At 44.5% G+C, this 18,377-nt stretch carries 19 protein-coding genes and 1 pseudogene; all 20 read right to left on the minus strand.

Annotated elements, in window-relative coordinates; genetic code table 11:
* Positions 1 to 634: ParB/RepB/Spo0J family partition protein (locus tag FYJ84_RS13290; RefSeq protein WP_154408084.1), on the minus strand; the 634-nt coding region annotated here is incomplete at its 3' end.
* A pseudogene (locus tag FYJ84_RS13295) lies at positions 627 to 1,371 on the minus strand (ParA family protein). The gene FYJ84_RS13290 and the pseudogene FYJ84_RS13295, both read right to left, overlap by 8 nt.
* A gap of 207 nt (positions 1,372 to 1,578) precedes the next feature.
* Complete coding sequence (locus tag FYJ84_RS13300) at positions 1,579 to 2,931, minus strand: ISL3 family transposase (protein WP_154408085.1); 1,353 nt, start codon at positions 2,929 to 2,931, stop codon at positions 1,579 to 1,581.
* 164 nt (positions 2,932 to 3,095) lie between these two features.
* Entirely contained in the window at positions 3,096 to 4,724 is a 1,629-nt protein-coding gene (locus FYJ84_RS13305) for a hypothetical protein (protein WP_154408086.1), read from the minus strand.
* A 9-nt stretch (positions 4,725 to 4,733) separates the two neighbouring features.
* Positions 4,734 to 6,851 carry a dynamin family protein gene (locus FYJ84_RS13310; RefSeq protein ID WP_154408087.1) on the minus strand — a complete coding sequence of 706 codons (2,118 nt, stop codon included), beginning with the start codon at positions 6,849 to 6,851 and terminating at the stop codon, positions 4,734 to 4,736.
* A 16-nt stretch (positions 6,852 to 6,867) separates the two neighbouring features.
* Positions 6,868 to 7,071 (minus strand): hypothetical protein, encoded by a 204-nt coding sequence (locus FYJ84_RS13315; protein ID WP_154408088.1) that lies wholly within the window; start codon positions 7,069 to 7,071, stop codon positions 6,868 to 6,870.
* 5 nt (positions 7,072 to 7,076) lie between these two features.
* Positions 7,077 to 7,577, minus strand: a complete 501-nt coding sequence (locus FYJ84_RS13320) for a hypothetical protein (RefSeq protein ID WP_154408089.1) — start codon at positions 7,575 to 7,577, stop codon at positions 7,077 to 7,079.
* An 8-nt stretch (positions 7,578 to 7,585) separates the two neighbouring features.
* The gene (locus tag FYJ84_RS13325; RefSeq protein ID WP_154408090.1) at positions 7,586 to 8,434 is read right to left on the minus strand and encodes a hypothetical protein; all 849 of its coding nucleotides are present in this window, start codon (positions 8,432 to 8,434) and stop codon (positions 7,586 to 7,588) included.
* A 76-nt stretch (positions 8,435 to 8,510) separates the two neighbouring features.
* Positions 8,511 to 9,809: a hypothetical protein gene (locus FYJ84_RS13330; protein WP_154408091.1), complete on the minus strand. Its 1,299-nt coding sequence runs from the start codon at positions 9,807 to 9,809 to the stop codon at positions 8,511 to 8,513.
* A gap of 13 nt (positions 9,810 to 9,822) precedes the next feature.
* Positions 9,823 to 11,250 carry a dynamin family protein gene (locus tag FYJ84_RS13335; RefSeq protein ID WP_154408092.1) on the minus strand — a complete coding sequence of 476 codons (1,428 nt, stop codon included), beginning with the start codon at positions 11,248 to 11,250 and terminating at the stop codon, positions 9,823 to 9,825.
* Positions 11,251 to 11,253: 3 nt separating this feature from the next.
* On the minus strand, positions 11,254 to 12,921 hold the full coding sequence (locus tag FYJ84_RS13340) for a dynamin family protein (RefSeq protein ID WP_154408093.1): 1,668 nt from the start codon (positions 12,919 to 12,921) through the stop codon (positions 11,254 to 11,256).
* Positions 12,922 to 12,987: 66 nt separating this feature from the next.
* The gene (locus FYJ84_RS13345) at positions 12,988 to 13,506 is read right to left on the minus strand and encodes a C40 family peptidase (RefSeq protein ID WP_154408094.1); all 519 of its coding nucleotides are present in this window, start codon (positions 13,504 to 13,506) and stop codon (positions 12,988 to 12,990) included.
* A 101-nt stretch (positions 13,507 to 13,607) separates the two neighbouring features.
* Positions 13,608 to 14,096, minus strand: coding sequence for a hypothetical protein (locus FYJ84_RS13350; RefSeq protein ID WP_154408095.1), 489 nt, complete (start codon positions 14,094 to 14,096; stop codon positions 13,608 to 13,610).
* A gap of 310 nt (positions 14,097 to 14,406) precedes the next feature.
* Positions 14,407 to 14,730 carry a DIP1984 family protein gene (locus FYJ84_RS13355; protein WP_154408096.1) on the minus strand — a complete coding sequence of 108 codons (324 nt, stop codon included), beginning with the start codon at positions 14,728 to 14,730 and terminating at the stop codon, positions 14,407 to 14,409.
* A 37-nt stretch (positions 14,731 to 14,767) separates the two neighbouring features.
* Entirely contained in the window at positions 14,768 to 15,649 is an 882-nt protein-coding gene (locus FYJ84_RS13360; protein WP_328596397.1) for an IS3 family transposase, read from the minus strand.
* 32 nt (positions 15,650 to 15,681) lie between these two features.
* Positions 15,682 to 16,023: a transposase gene (locus tag FYJ84_RS13365; RefSeq protein WP_205764270.1), complete on the minus strand. Its 342-nt coding sequence runs from the start codon at positions 16,021 to 16,023 to the stop codon at positions 15,682 to 15,684.
* Positions 16,024 to 16,097: 74 nt separating this feature from the next.
* Positions 16,098 to 16,244: a DIP1984 family protein gene (locus FYJ84_RS13370; protein ID WP_154408098.1), complete on the minus strand. Its 147-nt coding sequence runs from the start codon at positions 16,242 to 16,244 to the stop codon at positions 16,098 to 16,100.
* A gap of 153 nt (positions 16,245 to 16,397) precedes the next feature.
* Entirely contained in the window at positions 16,398 to 16,922 is a 525-nt protein-coding gene (locus FYJ84_RS13375) for an XRE family transcriptional regulator (RefSeq protein ID WP_205764271.1), read from the minus strand.
* A 15-nt stretch (positions 16,923 to 16,937) separates the two neighbouring features.
* On the minus strand, positions 16,938 to 17,489 hold the full coding sequence (locus FYJ84_RS13380) for a hypothetical protein (RefSeq protein ID WP_235901504.1): 552 nt from the start codon (positions 17,487 to 17,489) through the stop codon (positions 16,938 to 16,940).
* Between the two features lie 260 nt (positions 17,490 to 17,749).
* Positions 17,750 to 18,298 (minus strand): DUF4446 family protein, encoded by a 549-nt coding sequence (locus FYJ84_RS13385; RefSeq protein WP_154408100.1) that lies wholly within the window; start codon positions 18,296 to 18,298, stop codon positions 17,750 to 17,752.
* Positions 18,299 to 18,377: the final 79 nt, after the last annotated feature.

The following is an 18,377-nucleotide window of genomic DNA, read 5'->3' on the forward strand; positions in this document are numbered from 1 at the left end:
ATGACAGCAGCGGCTTTGCCTGCCCCATGGAAATGCTGCCTTCTGCCAGCATGCCCTGCACCTTTTCTGAAAGACGCAAAAGCCGCAGGAAATTGGCGATATGGGAACGGCTCCTGCCTACCTTGCCAGACAGCATTTCCTGAGTCAGCCCATAATCAGATAAAAGGTGCTGATAGGCCCTTGCTTCCTCCACAGGGTTCAGGTTCTCCCGCTGGATATTCTCAATCAGGGCAACCTCGGTCATCTGGGCATCATTGTACTCACGCACCATAGCCGGAATAGTCCTGAGCCCTGCCAGCTGTGCCGCCCGGAACCGCCTTTCCCCTGCAATCAGCTCATAGCCCTTTGTGGTCTTCCTGACCAGGACAGGCTGCAGCACGCCATACTGCTTCACGGAGTCCCGCAGGGAATCCATGGCCTCCTGCTCAAACTCCGTCCGTGGCTGGTTTGGGTTGGCACTAATCAGCGTCAAATCCAGCTCCATGACAGGCTGCTGCACAAAGCCGGACTTATCACTGCCGGCTGATGGCACTGCCTCCACATTCCTGACAGAATTCGCCATGGACTTGCTGACACCGCTCCCCAGCCCGAAGGCACCAAGCCCCTTGCCCAGGCCGCCTATCTTCTTAGCCATTTGCTACAACCTCCTCTGCCAGGCTCATATACGCCTGTGCTCCCTTGGAGCTTGACGCATAGGCAAAAATCGGCTTGCCAAAGGACGGTGCTTCGCTCAGGCGCACATTTCTTGGAATCTTGGTGGCATAAACCATGTCAGGAAAATGCGTCTTTACTTCCTCCACCACCTGCTCGGCCAGGTTGGTGCGGGAATCATACATGGTCAGCACCAGCCCCTCAATCCTCAGTTTCTCATTCAGCTGCTCCTGCACCAGCTGCACCGTGGAAAGAAGCTGGGAAAGCCCCTCCAAGGCATAGAACTCGCACTGCAAAGGCAGCAGCACGGAGTCAGCTGCCGTCAGGGCATTCAGGGTAACATGCCCCAGGGATGGCGGGCAATCTATCAAAATATAGTCGTACTTTTCCTTTACTAATTCAACTGCCTTTTTCAGCCTGTACTGCTTGTCTTCCAGATTGACCAGCTCCACCTCGGCACCGGCCAAATCCATGACCGATGGCACTACGTCCAGGCCAAACTGCGTCTGGATGATAATCTCCTCCATAGGCGTATCATTAATCAGGGCATCATAAATGCTCAGCTCCAACCCGTCCTTTTCAATCCCCAGGCCGCTGGTAGCATTCCCCTGAGGGTCGCAGTCTATTAAAAGCACCTTCAAATGCCGCACTGAGATTGACCGAGGTGGTTGTCTTGCCAACGCCCCCCTTCTGGTTGGCTACAGCAATAATCTTTCCCATATATTCACCACTTTCTTCTATCCAAAAGCTTCATGCAAAATTAGTGCTTTTATATTGTACCATCATTAACGGATTTTTTCGATAAAAAATCGCGATAAATCCCTAATTATTGCAAAAATTTCTCATAGCAGCAAAAGGCAAAATATTTTTGGCTCTTCAGGGGTAATGGTGGGTGTTTTTCATCCGCTATTACAGTGTTTATGCTGATCAAGTGACCTTTGATTTTCGGTTGGGAATTGTAAGCCTCAAATCCGAGCATACAAGGTACACCATATCCAGCATATTTTGTATGTTTCGAAAGCCGTATGCCTTGCGGATGATCAACTTGATCTTGTTGTTGATTGCTTCAATGCGGGCATTGCTCATCCCCAGCCTTATCGCATTCAGGATATGCTCCTTGTGGCGCTTGACTTTCTGGTACAGTTTTTTGAATGCGTCTATTCTGCTGTGGCTTGCCCGCCATAGCCACTGTTTCAGTTCTACTTCGGCTTCATTAATATCCTTCATCTTCAGAAGCAGTCGGAGCATCTCCTTCATGCAATAGGCGCGGTAAAGCCTATTGTTATTTTTAGCAATCATCTCCACTTTTGCCTGCTGATGCTCTGTCAGGTGTTCAGGCGCTTTGCCCAGTGCATATGCGGAGTTTTTTATTTCATTTGCTTTATCCCTGGCGGCTTTTACCCTGGCAGCTTCGACATCATCCGCACTGGGACGGCCTTTCTTTCCATGGTGTTCTTTGGCAAGTTGTAAGGCTTCATCGTAAGCTTCACGCCATACCTCCCGGCGCACTTCATCAAGGGCTTCCATCGCCCATTCAACGACGTGGAAAGGGTCGACGCAGCGTTCACAGCCCGGAGCGAACGCATTCACGCATTCCGTGATCCACTTCGCACCGTCGCCGGTGACCACCTTGATAGAGGAAAGCTGTTCCGGTGTGAGCTGCCTGTAAAACTGTGTCAGGACACTCTTACCATGGCCCTGTGCTGCCCATACAACTGTGTTAGTGTCATGGTTGACGACGATCGTGATGTACTTGTGACCTTTCTTGTAGCTGGTCGCGTCAATGCCAATATTCACGAATCCGTCAAGCCGTCTGGAAATCTCCGGTTCAATGTCGTTCATAGTCCGGTGGACGCACCTTCCGACCGTTTCCCAGTCAATACGCATATATTCAGAGACAGTGCTTCTGGGCAGGTATGTTGCAAGCCACCCCACAGTAAGGTCGAAGTCCTTTGTAAAGCCGCTACCGGGATAAGCCCATGGGACATCTGCGACAAGCACGCCATGCTCCGGGCATTCAATGCGATGCGTGTCATAGGATATTTCAACGAGAGTACTACCCCAGTCCGCCCCCCGCCAGATACGTGGATGAGGGTTCTTCTTGTCGTACCGTCGGCATCTCTTATGGCAGAATGGGCAGTCATCCTCGTGCCATACATTAGGCCTAGCATGGATGCGAATATGTTTAACGCCGTCCTCATCTGTATAGAAATTTGCTCCTTTTATAACTGCAGACTTGACATTGAGTAACTTTTTGCATAATGTATTAGTGGAAACCATCTGTGGACACCTCTCTAGAGTTTTTGTTTGGTCACTAATACTCTAAAGGAACACAGATGGTTTTTCAATATGCAGTTGTTAATTAAACATGGTTATTTACCCACCATTATGTCAGAAACCTCATATTTGCAACACCAATATCCCCATTACCGTTTATGTGGCAATCACTCGATTTCCCTATTCGTTACGCCTACTTTTTCCTTTTGCCAACGATATGTATCACTGCCGTTGATAAACTCATTTGTATCCGTCAATTTTTTTACCATCGAAACATTCCCCTTGTAACAGGCGATAGTGTATGACTCTACATGATTATCCGAATCGTGTTTTGCCTCGGAATAACACTCGTCAAAAACACAGTCTTTCACGCTACTGTTCGATGAAAGATGTAAAAGATATGTGTAATTGCTGGCGTACCTTCCAAAATCCCCGCCAACCCAATTCTGGCATTTTGTGAACTTACAGTTTGCAATATCGGTGTTATCTGCAAGAAGGAAACAGCCGGTGGCATCATTGCCTTTAATAACAACTCGATTGGAACATTTCTCAAAATCGGTATCTACGATTGAGCCGTTTGCTATTTTAAGTAAATAGGTAAATGTTACGTTACCTCTACTATAACCGTAGGTGTAACCATGCCAATTTATCTTTCTGCAGTTGATAAATCGAGATTTAACGATGTTCCCGTTTTGCATATTTAAAAGGGGAAGACCACCGCCATAGTTTTGGAAAACGCATCTTTTGAAATCTGCATTACCCACATATATCCAAGCGTTCAAATTGTAAGCTGTAAAATCAGTTGAATAATCGCTGCTAAATAAGGGATTTATATCACATTCATAGTAATAATATCCCCCTCTCTTTTCTTCACATATATGAAATAAATTGAAACTGGAATCAAATACACACGATTCAAAAACAACGCACTTCTTTTTTGCGATAATGCAATTCATTTCATCAAATTTACAGTTAAGAAAAACAAGTTCCTTGCATTTAAACCGATCTAATTCAATAGACAAGTTCAATCTTGCAATATATTGGTCGCGTTCTTCCCCATAAATATGTGATTCGAAATCAGGTAATTTTTCTCCCGTAATTTTCGCATCGAGGACAATAACCTGTTCTTCCTCATAATTCTCGATGCCGTCCAACTCATGCACAATGCGGCTGTCTCGCTTCACCATATAGCCGAGGAAATCCCACTGATTCAAATATTTCCACTTATTGACATTGTCAAAATAAGCTTCTTTGTCGTTTTCGGCTATGATTCGCGCCATTGTTAAGCACTCGTCCATGACAGCATTTTCTACGCCCAAAATTTCATAGATTGACACCATATATTCAAGCAGAGCAGAATTCTTCTCCTGCATAACGGTGTAGAGGACAAGGCTGTCCACGACAAAGTTGTGCTTTAAGCCATATTGATTAACGGTATCGGTCACTTGAATAAGTCTCGCCTCATTTAGCGTCATGGCATCTGCCACAAGAGACTCCATACCGTCGGTATATCCCGCCCCGAAAGCTATGCGGGATAAGAATTGCCACGCAGACAAATCACCGCGATTCTTGAGAGCAATTGTCAAGAGCAATGATAAATAGTGGCTCTTCTGCGGGCAGTTTGTCAGCGGATGATGAGGCAAAAAAGAATTTTTGCCGATGGCATCCACTTTCAAAAAGTCAACGGCAGGGGCGTTGTCCGTCGACTTACCGTACTCCGAAAGCTCCACGGATATGTTTTGCAGGCTCATCGTGATTCCCTTGATGCTATCCTGCAGTTCGACAATGGTTTTCATATACATCCCTCACAATTTACCAAGTATCGCCACATATTCCTTCAAGCGGGCAATACTGGCTTCTTTATTTTCACATTCTTTCAAGATAGCTTCAAAGTCTGCATTGATGTCCTTCAACAGTTCCTCGCTGAAACCGTCCTTGATTTTATCGAGTTCGCCCTTGAAACGAGCAACTTCTTGGGTGAATTGGTCGCTTATGGCATCAAAAAGTTTGCTGATGGATGATGCTAAAAGGCTACGCAATTCGCTACGCTTCGACGAATCGCGAATTTCGCCGGAGAATTGGGCATTTAGTGCCGAAAGATAATCCTCAACATCAATCTTCATCACCGGCATATCAATTTTATTGAGTGTTCTCTCCGTAAGCAGACGAAAATAAGCCGGATCATAGTTTTCATCGGAAGCGTCAAAATTATCGACCACTACTTTCAGCAAATGCTGTTTTAGGCTTTGCACATCGGTGGTTTCAACAAATCCCTGCTCGATACTGGTGCTGGCCTCACCAGCATAGTGACGTACACTCTCCAAAGCATCGCTGGTGTCAACGTAGGTATATGTGGTCTGATAGGAACTTACCTCGGTATGAGACGAGCCCCAAGTCCACGGTTTGTACCATGTCGAATCGCTGACACGGGTTTTTATAAACTTTGTCTCTGTTCCGGTTTTGTCTTGCAGTTGGCTATGCTCATGACTGCTACGGCGCAAATCACGAAGAATGGCAATTTTTGCTTCATCCAGCTTTACGCTCATCGTGCCGAAGTATTCCTCGACCTTGGCTTGGACATGATGGATTTTACCTTGCATATCGCACCGCTGTTTTTCCAAATTCTCGCGGTCGTTGTTGGCGAGTGTATCAAGGTGCTTTTCCATGCGATCGTGTAAACTGCCAAGATAATCGTTCAAAGATTTTTCGGCAGAAGGCACAATTTCATCGGCGCGCTCGGCAAGAAACGCATCTCTCTTGGCAATAACTTCGTTCAGATACTCTTCTACAGGGGTAATGTCGCCGATTTGAGCAACCGTTTCGGGATTCAACTCATCGCGGTCATTCAAGAGGTCGTAGGCGTGTTGTTCCAATTCGTCATAATCGTCATATTCCCGCCCTACCATGTTATGATACAGCGACGAGATAAACATTGGATTTTCGCAAGCCTCCATCAAATTGGCGCACACATTCTCACCCAGTTTAATATACCGTTCCTTTTCTTTGGAGAATTTACTTTTTGCTTCTTTCGTCAGCTGTTTTTTCGTTTCAACGATGTTCTCGTTTAAAGTATCATAATTGAACAATTCATCTGACAGCCCCTCGTCAAAGCGACTGCAAATCAAAGCGAGTTTTACCATTCCCTTCTTCGGAAGTTGAGCCTTCAACAAATCCACGTCGCTCTTGTCGAGAAAATGCGATGCCGTGCTGAGGAAAAACGCCGTGTCGCAAACTTCCAGAAATTCTTTGGTTCTTTGGGTACGAGATTGAACGGGGTCATTCAGCCCCGGAGTATCGACAATAGAAATGCCTTCCAGTTCAGGTCTGTTGATATAAAGAACGACGCTTTTTACCAAAGGGGTAATAGCACCGTTTTCGCCAACATACCGATTCAGCGTATCCATTAACGCTTCATTGGAAGAGAATGTCAGGCGCTCTTTCCTCTTTTGCGTGTATACTGTGTAATCAATTCCAGATTTTTTTACCGACTCGATTAATTCTTTAGCCGCCACGACCTCTTCGGCTGCCGAATCGCTTTTTGCAAGTTCTTCCAGGCTTTCCCATTCTGCTGTCGAGTAATACTCCACCTCGATAGCATCCTCCGGGGCATATTCAATCTTGGTAAGGGTGGCGGTTTTAGGGGTAAATGCGCGAGGAAGAACATCTTTCCCGTCAAAGATGAGCATATTAAGGAAGGTAGACTTACCGGCCTTGACGCGACCGATGACGGCAAGCCTGAGCTTGCGGTCATTGCGGAAAAAATCATCAACACCACGATTGAACTTGCTTTTCAGCTTGGAAATTTCCGACAGCGTAGTCTTGTCGGCGTAGGGCTGAACGGCGTTAAGAACAGCGTCAAAACGCTCGTTCACCGCAGTGAAAGCACGTTCTTTTTCTTTGGTTTTGGTAAAGATTATAGACACAGGGAATCATTCCTCTCTATTTTACATTGAGTTCAGCAAAGGATTTTACACGGTAGGCATCAGCCTCGTCCTCCGTCAAGGCTCTGCCAAGTTCCCGATATTTGCCAATCATCTCATTCCAGCGATACCGCTTTCCATCGGGTTCGGCGGTCAATCTGCCATCCACGGCATAATAAGATATGTCGTGGGCAGAATGTTTTTTTTCATTTGTCGGCAACATGACGGTCACTCCTTTTCCATATATTTGCTCAACAAAATATTGGCGGCATCTTCTAATATTACCATTCTTCGAGGAGCGATTTCAACAGCGTGAAGCAGTTGTTTGTAATAATCAACAAAACTGCTCTTTGCCGTGAAAGCAACCACTCCGTTACATCCGGCATCCATGCTCGCCTTACGGGCAATGGCAAACAGACGTCCTTCTACACCCTCGTATTTGCCATTATGTCCGTAGTTATGGGGAGCCGTTTCCACTATTTCAACATTGGCCCCCCCACCGTCAATCCGCAGAGAAATTCTCCCTTGAACCGTATCATCGCCTGTTACGAACAATTCATAGATAGTATAACCGTTTTCCTCGGTAAGTTTCCAGTTAAATTTCCACTCACGGAAATCATTAGGACGAATTGCCTCGGTGCGAGAGCGAAACTCTGTTTTCACATTCTGCCCCGTAGAGCGTTCTACCAAACACTCCGTTAAGACATCTATAACGATATCAACTTCCATTGGCGTTATCATTCCTTTTGATTATTGTTGGGAAATGGTTGTTTTCCTAACGTTCTGCATATATATTGATACATCCAGCCTTGTTTCACTTTAATGTCATATTGGCTGTTTCGATCCAATTGAGATGAATTATGGGTAATGTATTTTGCAACTTTATTAAGTTTTTGCATGGTTAATTCCCAATAAGTCGATTCACTATCTTTGAGAAATGAGATAAAATCAAAGTATCTTTCATTATCAAAATCAATCGGTACATATTTTAATGTGCTTTTATCATTTTGTTCTATTTGTCGGTAAGCAACATTATCTATTAATATCCTTGGATATTTTGCGATCTTACTTTCTAAATCGTGAGCCTTGGAAATGGCAGGCCCGATTGTTATAGCGGGAAGTATACCTTGAGCAGAACCTTTTTCGTCTGTTATAACATCCTCATCTATCATACATACTTTTCCAAATGTAATTCCCCCACGGATTAGATTGAGGGATTCATTATTTTTTTGGGATTGCTCCCATGTCAATTGATTATTTTCACTCGAAGTAAGTAAAACTGTTTCTTCATATATCACATGGCTTATGCTTTTTGCTAACACATTAAATAAAGTGTTTATATCCTTGGCATCTGTAGAAAGTATAATAGAATCGGCAAATTGATGTATTTGTAAACAAGCCACTTGATCCTTAATAATGTTTTCTATGGATTTCAATAACTTTACAATTTGCATATCGCAGGGTCGTTCACTTCCCTTATTTTTTTCAGAAAATCCGAGAATATCTAAAAAACAAACGATTTTTTCTTCATACTCAAACTTCAAAAGCCTTTCGCTAAGGTTTTCAATCTTTTTTAGAGAATCCATATCTATAATACCTCTCAAATTAAACGGTAACATTAAAATTATTTTTTTACATCAAAGCCAGACATGACTTTTACTGCTACGAAAGATTACAAGAGTTTTCCACAATACAATTTTCTGTTTTTATTTCATCAACACAATTATTTAAAATCAATTTTCCATCAAGGAAAAATCTTTTATAATTTGTTTCAGGATAACTTGATGAACGAGATATACGACAATCGATAAAAGAAGAATCACAAATAGCTACTTTTTTTACATTATTATTGTTTAAGATGAATCCATAGGTTTTACTAATATCTTGTTCTGTACCTGACAAATAGCAATCTAAATTCATGAAAGAACAGGATTGTATATGGAACGAGTTGACATTTTTGCATTGTATGCTGGAGTGGGGAATGAAAGATGTATAATTCATGAAATGGCAGTTGCTAATCGTAACTTTTTCCCCATTCTCTAAATTTAAAGTAGGAGCATATAAGCCAGTGTAGGCGAAAGGTGATTTTTCTTTATCGTAGTCACAATTAAATATGAAAAGTTGCTCAAAATTCTTGACGGTAAGCTGCGGATGTACCTGATTGTTAAAATCACTTTCTGTTACAAACACGGTAATGTTATGCAAAAAAATAATTTGATATCCTTCTATCGAAAATTTTTGTTTATTAGGGTTTATTGCTAATTCTTTCAAATTGCGAAAACTCCATACAAAAAATCGCTTTGAGTTAATATTTATATCAGTTTTATTCTTTATGCAAAGGAGAACGAATATAAACTGTTCTAAATCAATGAATTCAAAATTATATTCAAGTTTTTCTTGCTCCATTACAACAGTTGTCACCAATATCAAAATTTCATCTATTCGTTCCTTTTCCATCGCAAATAAAGCAGCTAAATCTGCAATATATGAAAATTTCCCTTCGTTCCCCGTATCATAAGAGCACGTCAAAACCAACGCATCAAAAACAAATATTTCGGCAAGTTTATGTTGAAGTAAAACATCTACGCAACCGCTGATTCCCTTTTCATCAAGTATCATGCTGCTTTGAAACAGCATATTCATGTCAAGGAATTTCGGAAGTGCCGCCGCTATACGGCAAGCATAAAGTGCAGGGTGATATTCACCTTTATCACCGATGATATTTACCTGTGCCACAGATAACAACAGTTGCAGATACGAACCTATCACATAATCATCGTTAATATCTTGTAAGATATGATGCTCAATCTTGCAATGGGAGGCTTTCATCATCAGTTTGTCGATGTCAACAACATGATTCTCGTTCAGGCTCTCCGCGTACTCGTACAAATCAACTTTATGTTGAGTCAGCCGCTTTTGTATGTCGTCGGCATCGTTTATGAGTTCTTGTAAAGATTTCATTTTGCACTATCTCCTATCCCAATCTTTCCTTAAGCATGGCGACAAGCGTCTGCTTGTAATTTGCTCCACCTGCAAGATCGTTGATTTTTGGTGTAGTTTCGGCTAATTTTCGGCGCATGGACTCCAATATCGCAGGATTTACGGAGAGATTCCGCTTTTGCAATATAGAATGAACGACAGCCGCAGGGTCGGTAGTTTCGCCCTGCACCAAATCTATCTCGCTTGGCTCCGGCATATAGATATTTACCTTGTCGGCTACAATCTTAATCTCGGCAAAAAACTCCTGTTGCAATTTCCGCAGACTTTCCCGTGCATCCTTTAGGCTTTTTATGTGTTCTTTGGTGCTTGTGGCAAGGCTCGAAAGATAGCCGTTCACATCGGCGTTGTCGCCCACCAATGTCAGTGCTTGATTTATGCGGCTGAGGCTTAAATTATCGCTGTCAATGCTGTCATCGTAATAATTGCGACAACCGACAAACAGTTTCTTGAAACTATGGGCAAACTCCGCTTGAGTCTGGCTTTCGTCAAGTTTGTTGAGATACTCCTTGATGGCATCGCTGTCACAGGCGAAATTCTTTCGCATCGTGAAGGTCAGCACATCTTCATAAGGTACGCCTCGCATATCAAGCGCCGATTTCACTTTTTCCTTCATTTCGGAGAGTGCTTCGGGACTAGGTGCTTTGTCTGCCTTGGTGATGATGATGAGTTTTGGAATATCCCGGTCAAGTCCCTGCAAAAAGTCTATATCCTCCATGCTGATGATACCTGCGTCGGCAGGGACGAACCAAAGAATATGCGAGCTGCTGTTTAGCTGGACATGAGCAATTTTCTCATCGGTTCGCGCCGAATAAGATGCGCTGTCTGCTTTGGAATAACCAGGCGTATCCAAAAATGCGATGTGCTTATAGGTCACAAGGGGAGTAGCGATAAACAGACTGCGAAGCAAATGCCCAAGCGTAATGCCTTCGTTGTTCGCCTCTTCATCGGATGCGCCAAATCCGTGGGCTATCGCCTTAATGTCCGGCAAAGTGAGCGGTACTTTAGCGTCAAATTCGTTGATGCCAAAGGCATTGATATCTTCGCCGCTGATAAGATATGTCGGTACAGAGGTGGAGGGATTTATTTTGGCGGGCAGAACGGATTTTCCCATCAGACTGTTCAGAAATGAGGATTTGCCGCTGCTGAAACTGCCGCCCAAAGCAACCACATTCTTGCCGATTAGCTTATCAAAGAGCAGGAAATCATAAAAACGGCTATACACATACTCAAAATCAAAGTATAGCTCGGGGAAATTGGCGGGAGCCTGTTTCTCCAAGGCATTTGGTATCTCTTCTTTGATGATTTTCTCCACTCGCGAAATATCTGCCGGCAAGTTTTCTCTGCCCTGATTGGGCGCGACAATGCGCTTTAAGAGATCAAGCTGTTCTTCCAAGGATTCCATGTGCTATGCCTCCTCTTGCATTATTTGCTTTGCAGTCGCCAAGTCGGATTTCATTTCCGCTAACCGTTTCTCTTTGTCGGCAGTTTCTTCCGCATGACGCTCCTTCAAATCAGCCAATGCCTTTTCCTGCGTTGCTATTTTCTGCGATACATCCTCGTCAATCTGCGCACCAATATTATCCACCTGCTCACGGATTTTTTCACCTACAACGGAGACGGCTTTTTCCGTGACGGACGGGATAATTTCACACACCTTTTCCCGCGCCATACGACGCTTTTCGTTCTGTTGTTTTTTGGCGAAGAAAATATCGGCTACCAAGCCAACCACAGCACCGATAACCGCGCCAACCGGACCACCCACAGCTATACCTATTGCGGATAAAATTACAGGCAATGATTTTTTGATGGTGTCCTTTATGGCCGAGTCAATTTGCAATTGTTCTGCGTTGAGTTGCAAATTGGTATCTACGGACAAGTCCAACTTAACGGCTTCGGCAATCCTTTCGACATATCGTTTAAGACGCGAGGAAAAATCCTCCTTCATGCAGACAATGGCGTTTTCCCGCACAATCATGGTTATTTTGTCCTTGACATCGGAACCGTTCATTATCATATTTTCGAGTGCGCTGGATTCAGTATTTAGCGCATCGGTCAGGCGAGCGCGGAAATTGCTCAAACTGGCATCAATCTGTGAGGAAAAGTCCTCCCGTGCCGCCCCAATTTTCTCTTGCAAACGAGCAAGTTGCCGAGCGCAAGCTGCCTCTTGGGCTTCAATCTCGGATGGGGTGGCATTTACTTCGCGGATAGATGTTTCAAGATAGATTGCAAGTTCGGATGCATATTTTTTCAGCTTGCGCGTTGCCTCCTGTTCAAATATGCTTTGGCTTTTGCCTTCGATTTCCGACAAAATCTCACGCAAAGGCTCGGCGTTAATATCTTCCGGCTTGCCCTTGGCGTTGGTACAGCTGATGTTTACATCCTTCATCCCCAAATATTTTTTAGCATCCTCGCGAATACGGGCTACGCATTGGTCAAGTTCCTTGGGCAAAACGCTTTTTGACTTGGTGATAAGTAGATAAACAGGAGCATCGTGCAGTTTAAGTTCCCGCAGAAAAGTTGCCATATCTGCCGGTATAGCGGGGTCTCTTGCCGAGAAAGTAATGATATAGGCAAGACTTTCCGGCATATATTCGTCGATGGCGCGATTATGAAGTTCCAAGCCGGAATTAAACCCCGGCATATCCACAAGTTTCACCGTGCTTACGGTGCGAAGAAAGTCATTGTTGACGAAAATTTGCGCCTTCTTCACATCGCTTGCCGACAACTTGCTATCCTTAAATTCAGAGAGAGGCATTTCCTTTGCTCGTGTTGTTCCATCATTTTTGTCAACTTCCTGAATAACCGCCCTTTCCTTATCCCCATAACAGATTTCCGCAGGAACGGAAGTTTCCGGCAACAGGTTGATACCAAGGTAATCACTGCCCAGCATGGCGTTGATGAGCGAACTTTTGCCTGTGCTGAATTCACCGATAAGCGGCGTAGTTACCTGAAACTTGTCCAACGAATCAATTTCTTCTGTGATCCGCTCCATCGGCATATTATATTTTTTGTACAACGCACTTACATTTTCAAGCATATCATGATAGTGATTGTACGACTCTGTGTGTCCCAATTTCAATACCTCCCATCAACTTGGTTCATTGCTTATAAATTCACCCTGCCTCCGAATATTCCTGCTTCAATAAACAATAAAGCGATTGAGAACTTTTCGCAGAGACTGAAGCTCATAGGACTCGGCTATGCCGGTTTTGCACCAAACGGCAAAATGCTCACTTGTGGGGTAGCCTCCCATGCCTAATTTGCTTTGGGCGCGTTGCACGGTTTCTTCTGGCGGATAGAGCTTGTACTGCTCTGTTTTCCTGAGCATATCCAAAAGTTCTACCATATCCTTTTGCGGCATGACGATGGAGCCGATTCGTATGGGCTGCGACCACTCTGTCGGTCGCCCGTATCTTTTTGGAAACCGGCAGATAGCAAAATGCTCTGCTCCCCTCATGAAATTTCCGAAGGTTTCTTCATGGACACTGTGCTTTCCCCACCTATCCTCGCCGTAGAGGATAAATTTCTCTCCCGTCCAGATGCCGTAACGCTTCAATAGCATATCACACTCCACCGACACGACATCGCCGATCTCAATCTCACAAGGGTTGTCGTGACGCACACGGTTGCCTCGAATGCCGTTTAGCAGAAAATTCATAAGCGGATCACCTCCATCGCCTTGCCCAATGGTGTCACTTTGTAAAATCGGTGTATCTGTGGACGGTTGTCATCGGTACAGACAGCCGTCCAATTAGCGTATCATGCTCCGGTCGGAGCAGTTTCCGGCTTTATTGAGGCCAACGTTTCGTCCAGAGACTTTGTCAAGTCCTCCATTTTGCTTTTGAAGTTCCTGACAGCCTTCTCTTGACCGTTCTCCATAAAACCTGATTCTTCCTCATCGGTCATTTGAGCTTCGGTAGCCTGCGCCTTGAGGCTTTCGATAATCTTTTCCCCGTGTTTGGCGAGTTTAGCTTGGAGTTTTTTTACAGTTTCTTCTACCTCGGCATACACGGCTTCCCGTTCCTCGTCCGTGGCGCATTCCTCCATAGCCCACTCGGCCTCGCTCTTTACCTTCTCAACTAAAATCTTCATGCCGTCAGATTTGAGGGCTTTAACCTTGGCACGCTCGACTTCTTCGTCATAGTCCCAATAGTCGGACTTATCTTCTGATTCAAGCCATGCCGCCAATGCCAGTCCTGCTACGCCACCTGCAGCTACAAGCAAACCATTTTTCCACCAATCACTCATATCAATCTCCTCCTATACAAAATCTCGTCGTATTGCTCGACTGGATTCAGTATAATACAATAGATTGGCAAAAAGGTTGCCTGGCAGGCAACATCTGAAATTTTTTCAATGATATTCCCACAACCCACCCTCGCGTAAATGTCAGTACCCGGTAGTAAAAATGAACCGTAAAATGTGCATTTGTAACAATGAGGGCTGACAATGACGGCTTCATGCCGTGCGCATTCGCCCCGAAATGCTTCTTTGTGGGTGCAACTGTTTACCCTGTTGCCGGGCCGGTACTCGCTCATAAAACGCTACACCAAAATAATTATTGCAACTCCGTCAGCCAGTTCAATTGCTGAATCCTGGAGTCGAGGTTTCGAAGGTCTTTGGACAGCGCGTCAAGTTCCTTTCGCTTCTCCGGCACAGACACCGTGCTGTGCACCTTGATTTCCGTGTATGCAGAGCGTTCCACCAATTCGCTGGCTCTGTCGAGGAAATCGCGCATGAGGCCGACTTTATTTTGTAGACATTCTCGCTTGGCCAAAAGCGAAGTAAGCGTCTCCCCGTTGTCCGCAGTACGGGCATTGGTCATGTTGATGTGCAGGATAAGTTCCTCAAGCCGTAAAATCATGCCGTCTGATATTGTCAATATTGGTTGACACATTAAACTCGTATAAAGAAGATAGCTATGCAGCTATAGGTAGAGCAGCATAGTATCTATCTCTCTTAACCTTGGGTGGAAGCCCATCATTGGATGAGCAGATTCTCCTGTTGTTCCAGTAGCTCATGAAGTATCTCCAGATTATTGTCTTGAGCTGAGCTACAGTAAAGTCAGTAGACTTAAGATTACGGCTATAGAATAGTTCATCCTTTAGCCTTGCCCACATACTCTCACAGCGGGCATTATCGTGACACCTGCCTCCATCACTATTCATGCTTTGGATAATACCAAGCTCATTGATTTTATCCCTGTAGAGTTGGCTGGTGTACTGTGTACCCCTGTCTGAGTGGCATATACATCCTTTCATACTTGGATGCGTAGTGTAGGCATTTTCAAGGGTTGTTACACACAATGGAGCCTTCATGTTTGTATCCATTGCCAACCCTAAAACAGTTACATCAAAACAATCAAAAATAGCTGAGACATATAGTTTATCATCACTGCCTTTTATTTCAGTGATATCGGTAACGCATTTGGTTAAAGGTTTATCTGCCCTGAAATTACGCTTTAGCTTATCATCAGACTTTCTAGCATTTCTATCAGCCTTTGTAATGCCTTTAGGATTACGTCTAGGGCGATGTATAAGTCCTACAGCCTCCATTATACGGTAGATAGTTCTTTCTCCAGGTATGTGGAAATCAGGATCATCCTGATGCTTGAGCTTTAAAGCTGCAAACATTCGATATCTGCCATAGGTATCATTATATTGATCCTCATTAAGGATTTCATACATGGAATTAACTATATAATCATACTTCCATGGAAGGTCTTTGCGTTCAAGGTATTTATAAAAAGCCTGCCTAGATACATTTAAGACCTTGCAGTAAAGACTCAGCTTACCTTTGATTTTGCCGTCATCAGTTTTAAGTGCTAGGAACCTTAATCGTGTGTTCTTGCTGACTTCCGACGGCTCGCTGCAAAAAAAGCGCTTGCCTCTTCAAGAAATTCATTTTCTTCTTTGAGACGTTTGTTTTCCCTGGCAAGTCTCTTGTTTTGCTCGCGAAGCATAGCTATCTCTTCTGCAAGAGACATTGCATCACCAGGTGTTTGCGAACCAGGGGTAGAAATAAGACGTCCTTCACGAGTGGCTTTTATCCAGCCATTTAAAGTGCTTGGAGCAAGACCAAGCTCACGAGCAGCTTTGCTAAGACCTATTTCCTTAGCTAAAGTTACAGCCTGTACCTTATAATCTGTATCATAGTGTTTCTGATTTCGTGCCATGAAAAGCACCTCCTTTTCCTCTTATTATATATCATCATATACGAGTAAAAAGTGTCAACAATTATGATACAGCATCAGTCCATCTCTTGTAAGAGTTCTGCCGGATTCTCCACCGGCTTTTCACCCTCCTGCACTTTGGCGTTATTAAGCAAACGCCCCCGCAACTGCGAGAGTCGCTTTTGAATGTCTGCTCTCTCCTGCAGTGCTTCCGCTAATTTCATAATCCATTCCCTCCCGATGTCGTGAGCAATCCGCTCCCCAAAATATGTCAAGATATATCCTTATTGGCTTCAATGACACTATTATAAAGCGAGGCTAAGAAAATAGGTTGCCTGACAGGCAACATTTGAAAAAATTTTGATTCCGTGAAAAAGTTACTCATCTTTACTCTTACGCCAATTGGTAAGGGGCTTATGACCGCGAATGTCCAGTTGATTGTTAATATCATCAATATTGTAAATGCCCCTGCCTATAAAAAACTCGACTATAAGGTCGCTCTCATTGCTGTGGGAAAGAGAATATCCTGCCCGTTTTAAGAGGTCATCGGTCTCGTTGAGGTTAAGGTGCAAGGCGATGGCAAAGGCAAGTGCGGTTTCTTTTGTGGGGTGATAGCCCTTATCTGCCTTTATCTTGGCGAAATGTGAGCGAGTCAACCCCACCTTGGCGTAGACTTCGGCTGGCTTGCGTCCTTTGTCATCGATGAGTTGCAATAGCTTTTCGGAGAAGGTCATCTCCAGTTTCTTCAACAGGAAGGATAATGCCCATGTCGCCCCATCGGCACGGTGATCAGTGGTTTCTCCTATCGGTAATTTGCCGAGGAATCCTCGCGGCACACCGTCTGGACGAAAGTGATGCCTGATGTAGGCATCGATTTCCTGTGTTAATGCATCCGTTTTCATGCTCATTGTGTAACCCTATATTCCGAGGGCGCGGTAGAGGCTTTCGTCGATAATGCGCCGCTCTCGTTTCAAAACCGGGCTGTATCCGGTCTTGTCATCGAAAAACCTCATATTGTATGCCGACACAAATGCAACCTCTGCAGCGTAAGGAATAAGCGGCTGCCCATCTGCGTGGCAATAATCACGATTCACATCCCAGTCAGCCCAGTTGTCGCTACGTTCATACGCAATAGTCTTTCTTCCCCAATGATAGCGAAAACGCAGGATTAACGATTGACCGATTTTGTATGGACCTCCCACATAAGTTTCATGCTGCCGCCAGTATTCCTCGGAGAATGTTACTGAATAGACGGCGATAGCAATTTGGTATTCCGGCGGCATATACCGTTCCACTGCGACCGACGAACGTTCGGCGTATTGCCCCACGCCCATGCCGCCGTCCACCAACACCAAATTGCCATCGTCTAATGTGGCAGGATAAGGATTAGCGAACACCATCACAGACAAGGATACCATCACCAGCAATGCAGTAACTACAGCTCTTACTACCATTCGCAATTTGATCATTTCCCCAAATTTCCTCCATGCTTATATAAACTTGACTTTACAATATTCGCTTTATGTTTACCAAAATCCTTCTTTCTTATAATTTTTTTGTAGGGAAGGAATTTTTGGGGTGCATACCTTCCCAACTTTAGCAAATTTCAAATGCACCCATTTGCACCTATACCATACAAAGGAGGCTTCTACGCCACCCTTGCCTGCTGGCAAAACAACGCATCAGACGGACAGCAAAAGACCTAGGAAGCCCTTGTAGCAAGCACTTCCTAGGTCTGCACCCTTGTTTGGGATTGTATCAAATGCGTGGTCTTGATATTGCTCATGGCCTGGTGCAGGGCTTCTTCCTCCTCCCTGGTCATGGCATAGGTAGAAGTGCCGTTCACAATCGGCTTGGCGTAGCTGCGGGAGTCCTCCCGGGCAAAAATGCTGGACAGGACAACGCCGTTGTTATGAGAATCCAGCATGGCAACCGCATAGCTCAGGTCGCTACCCATGTCCTCAAAGGCACGGAACCGCACAATAGCCACCCGGGTAAGAGCCTGGCTCAACAGGTCCTTGATGGCCTTGTTTTCCTCCCACAGCTTGGCATTTTCATCAGCCACTGCCTTGGTGCTGTCAATGCAGCCAATCATCATGCGCTCAAGGTTTGCCCCGTCCACGCCGGTCATCATCTTCTTGTAGCGCTTCTTCATATAATTAAGGTTATAGATAAGGTTGATAATCAAGAGGTACATGATAATCACCAGTATCCCCAGAATCCCTACCAGATAACTCAGGTTATTTACAATAAAATTCATCACATCTGTATTTGCCATAAAAAATTTTCGTCCCTTCTATTACAGAGGTTGGCAGCCTGCCAGGCAATCATCACACGGAAAATTTGCCCGTAGTGGA

Origin of the sequence: Anaerovibrio slackiae, assembly GCF_009695585.1 — a bacterium.
Taxonomy (GTDB): Bacteria; Bacillota; Negativicutes; order Selenomonadales; family Selenomonadaceae; genus Anaerovibrio; species Anaerovibrio slackiae.

Excerpts from the sequence above, each read along its gene's own strand:
- FYJ84_RS13300 (WP_154408085.1), bottom strand. The coding sequence starts at position 2,931 with ATGGTTTCCACTAATACATTATGCAAAAAGTTACTCAATGTCAAGTCT.
- FYJ84_RS13305 (WP_154408086.1), bottom strand. The coding sequence starts at position 4,724 with ATGAAAACCATTGTCGAACTGCAGGATAGCATCAAGGGAATCACGATG.
- FYJ84_RS13315 (WP_154408088.1), bottom strand. The coding sequence starts at position 7,071 with ATGTTGCCGACAAATGAAAAAAAACATTCTGCCCACGACATATCTTAT.
- FYJ84_RS13320 (WP_154408089.1), bottom strand. The coding sequence starts at position 7,577 with ATGGAAGTTGATATCGTTATAGATGTCTTAACGGAGTGTTTGGTAGAA.
- FYJ84_RS13325 (WP_154408090.1), bottom strand. The coding sequence starts at position 8,434 with ATGGATTCTCTAAAAAAGATTGAAAACCTTAGCGAAAGGCTTTTGAAG.
- FYJ84_RS13330 (WP_154408091.1), bottom strand. The coding sequence starts at position 9,809 with ATGAAATCTTTACAAGAACTCATAAACGATGCCGACGACATACAAAAG.
- FYJ84_RS13335 (WP_154408092.1), bottom strand. The coding sequence starts at position 11,250 with ATGGAATCCTTGGAAGAACAGCTTGATCTCTTAAAGCGCATTGTCGCG.
- FYJ84_RS13345 (WP_154408094.1), bottom strand. The coding sequence starts at position 13,506 with ATGAATTTTCTGCTAAACGGCATTCGAGGCAACCGTGTGCGTCACGAC.
- FYJ84_RS13350 (WP_154408095.1), bottom strand. The coding sequence starts at position 14,096 with ATGAGTGATTGGTGGAAAAATGGTTTGCTTGTAGCTGCAGGTGGCGTA.
- FYJ84_RS13365 (WP_205764270.1), bottom strand. The coding sequence starts at position 16,023 with ATGGCACGAAATCAGAAACACTATGATACAGATTATAAGGTACAGGCT.
- FYJ84_RS13370 (WP_154408098.1), bottom strand. The coding sequence starts at position 16,244 with ATGAAATTAGCGGAAGCACTGCAGGAGAGAGCAGACATTCAAAAGCGA.
- FYJ84_RS13375 (WP_205764271.1), bottom strand. The coding sequence starts at position 16,922 with ATGAAAACGGATGCATTAACACAGGAAATCGATGCCTACATCAGGCAT.
- FYJ84_RS13380 (WP_235901504.1), bottom strand. The coding sequence starts at position 17,489 with ATGATCAAATTGCGAATGGTAGTAAGAGCTGTAGTTACTGCATTGCTG.
- FYJ84_RS13385 (WP_154408100.1), bottom strand. The coding sequence starts at position 18,298 with ATGGCAAATACAGATGTGATGAATTTTATTGTAAATAACCTGAGTTAT.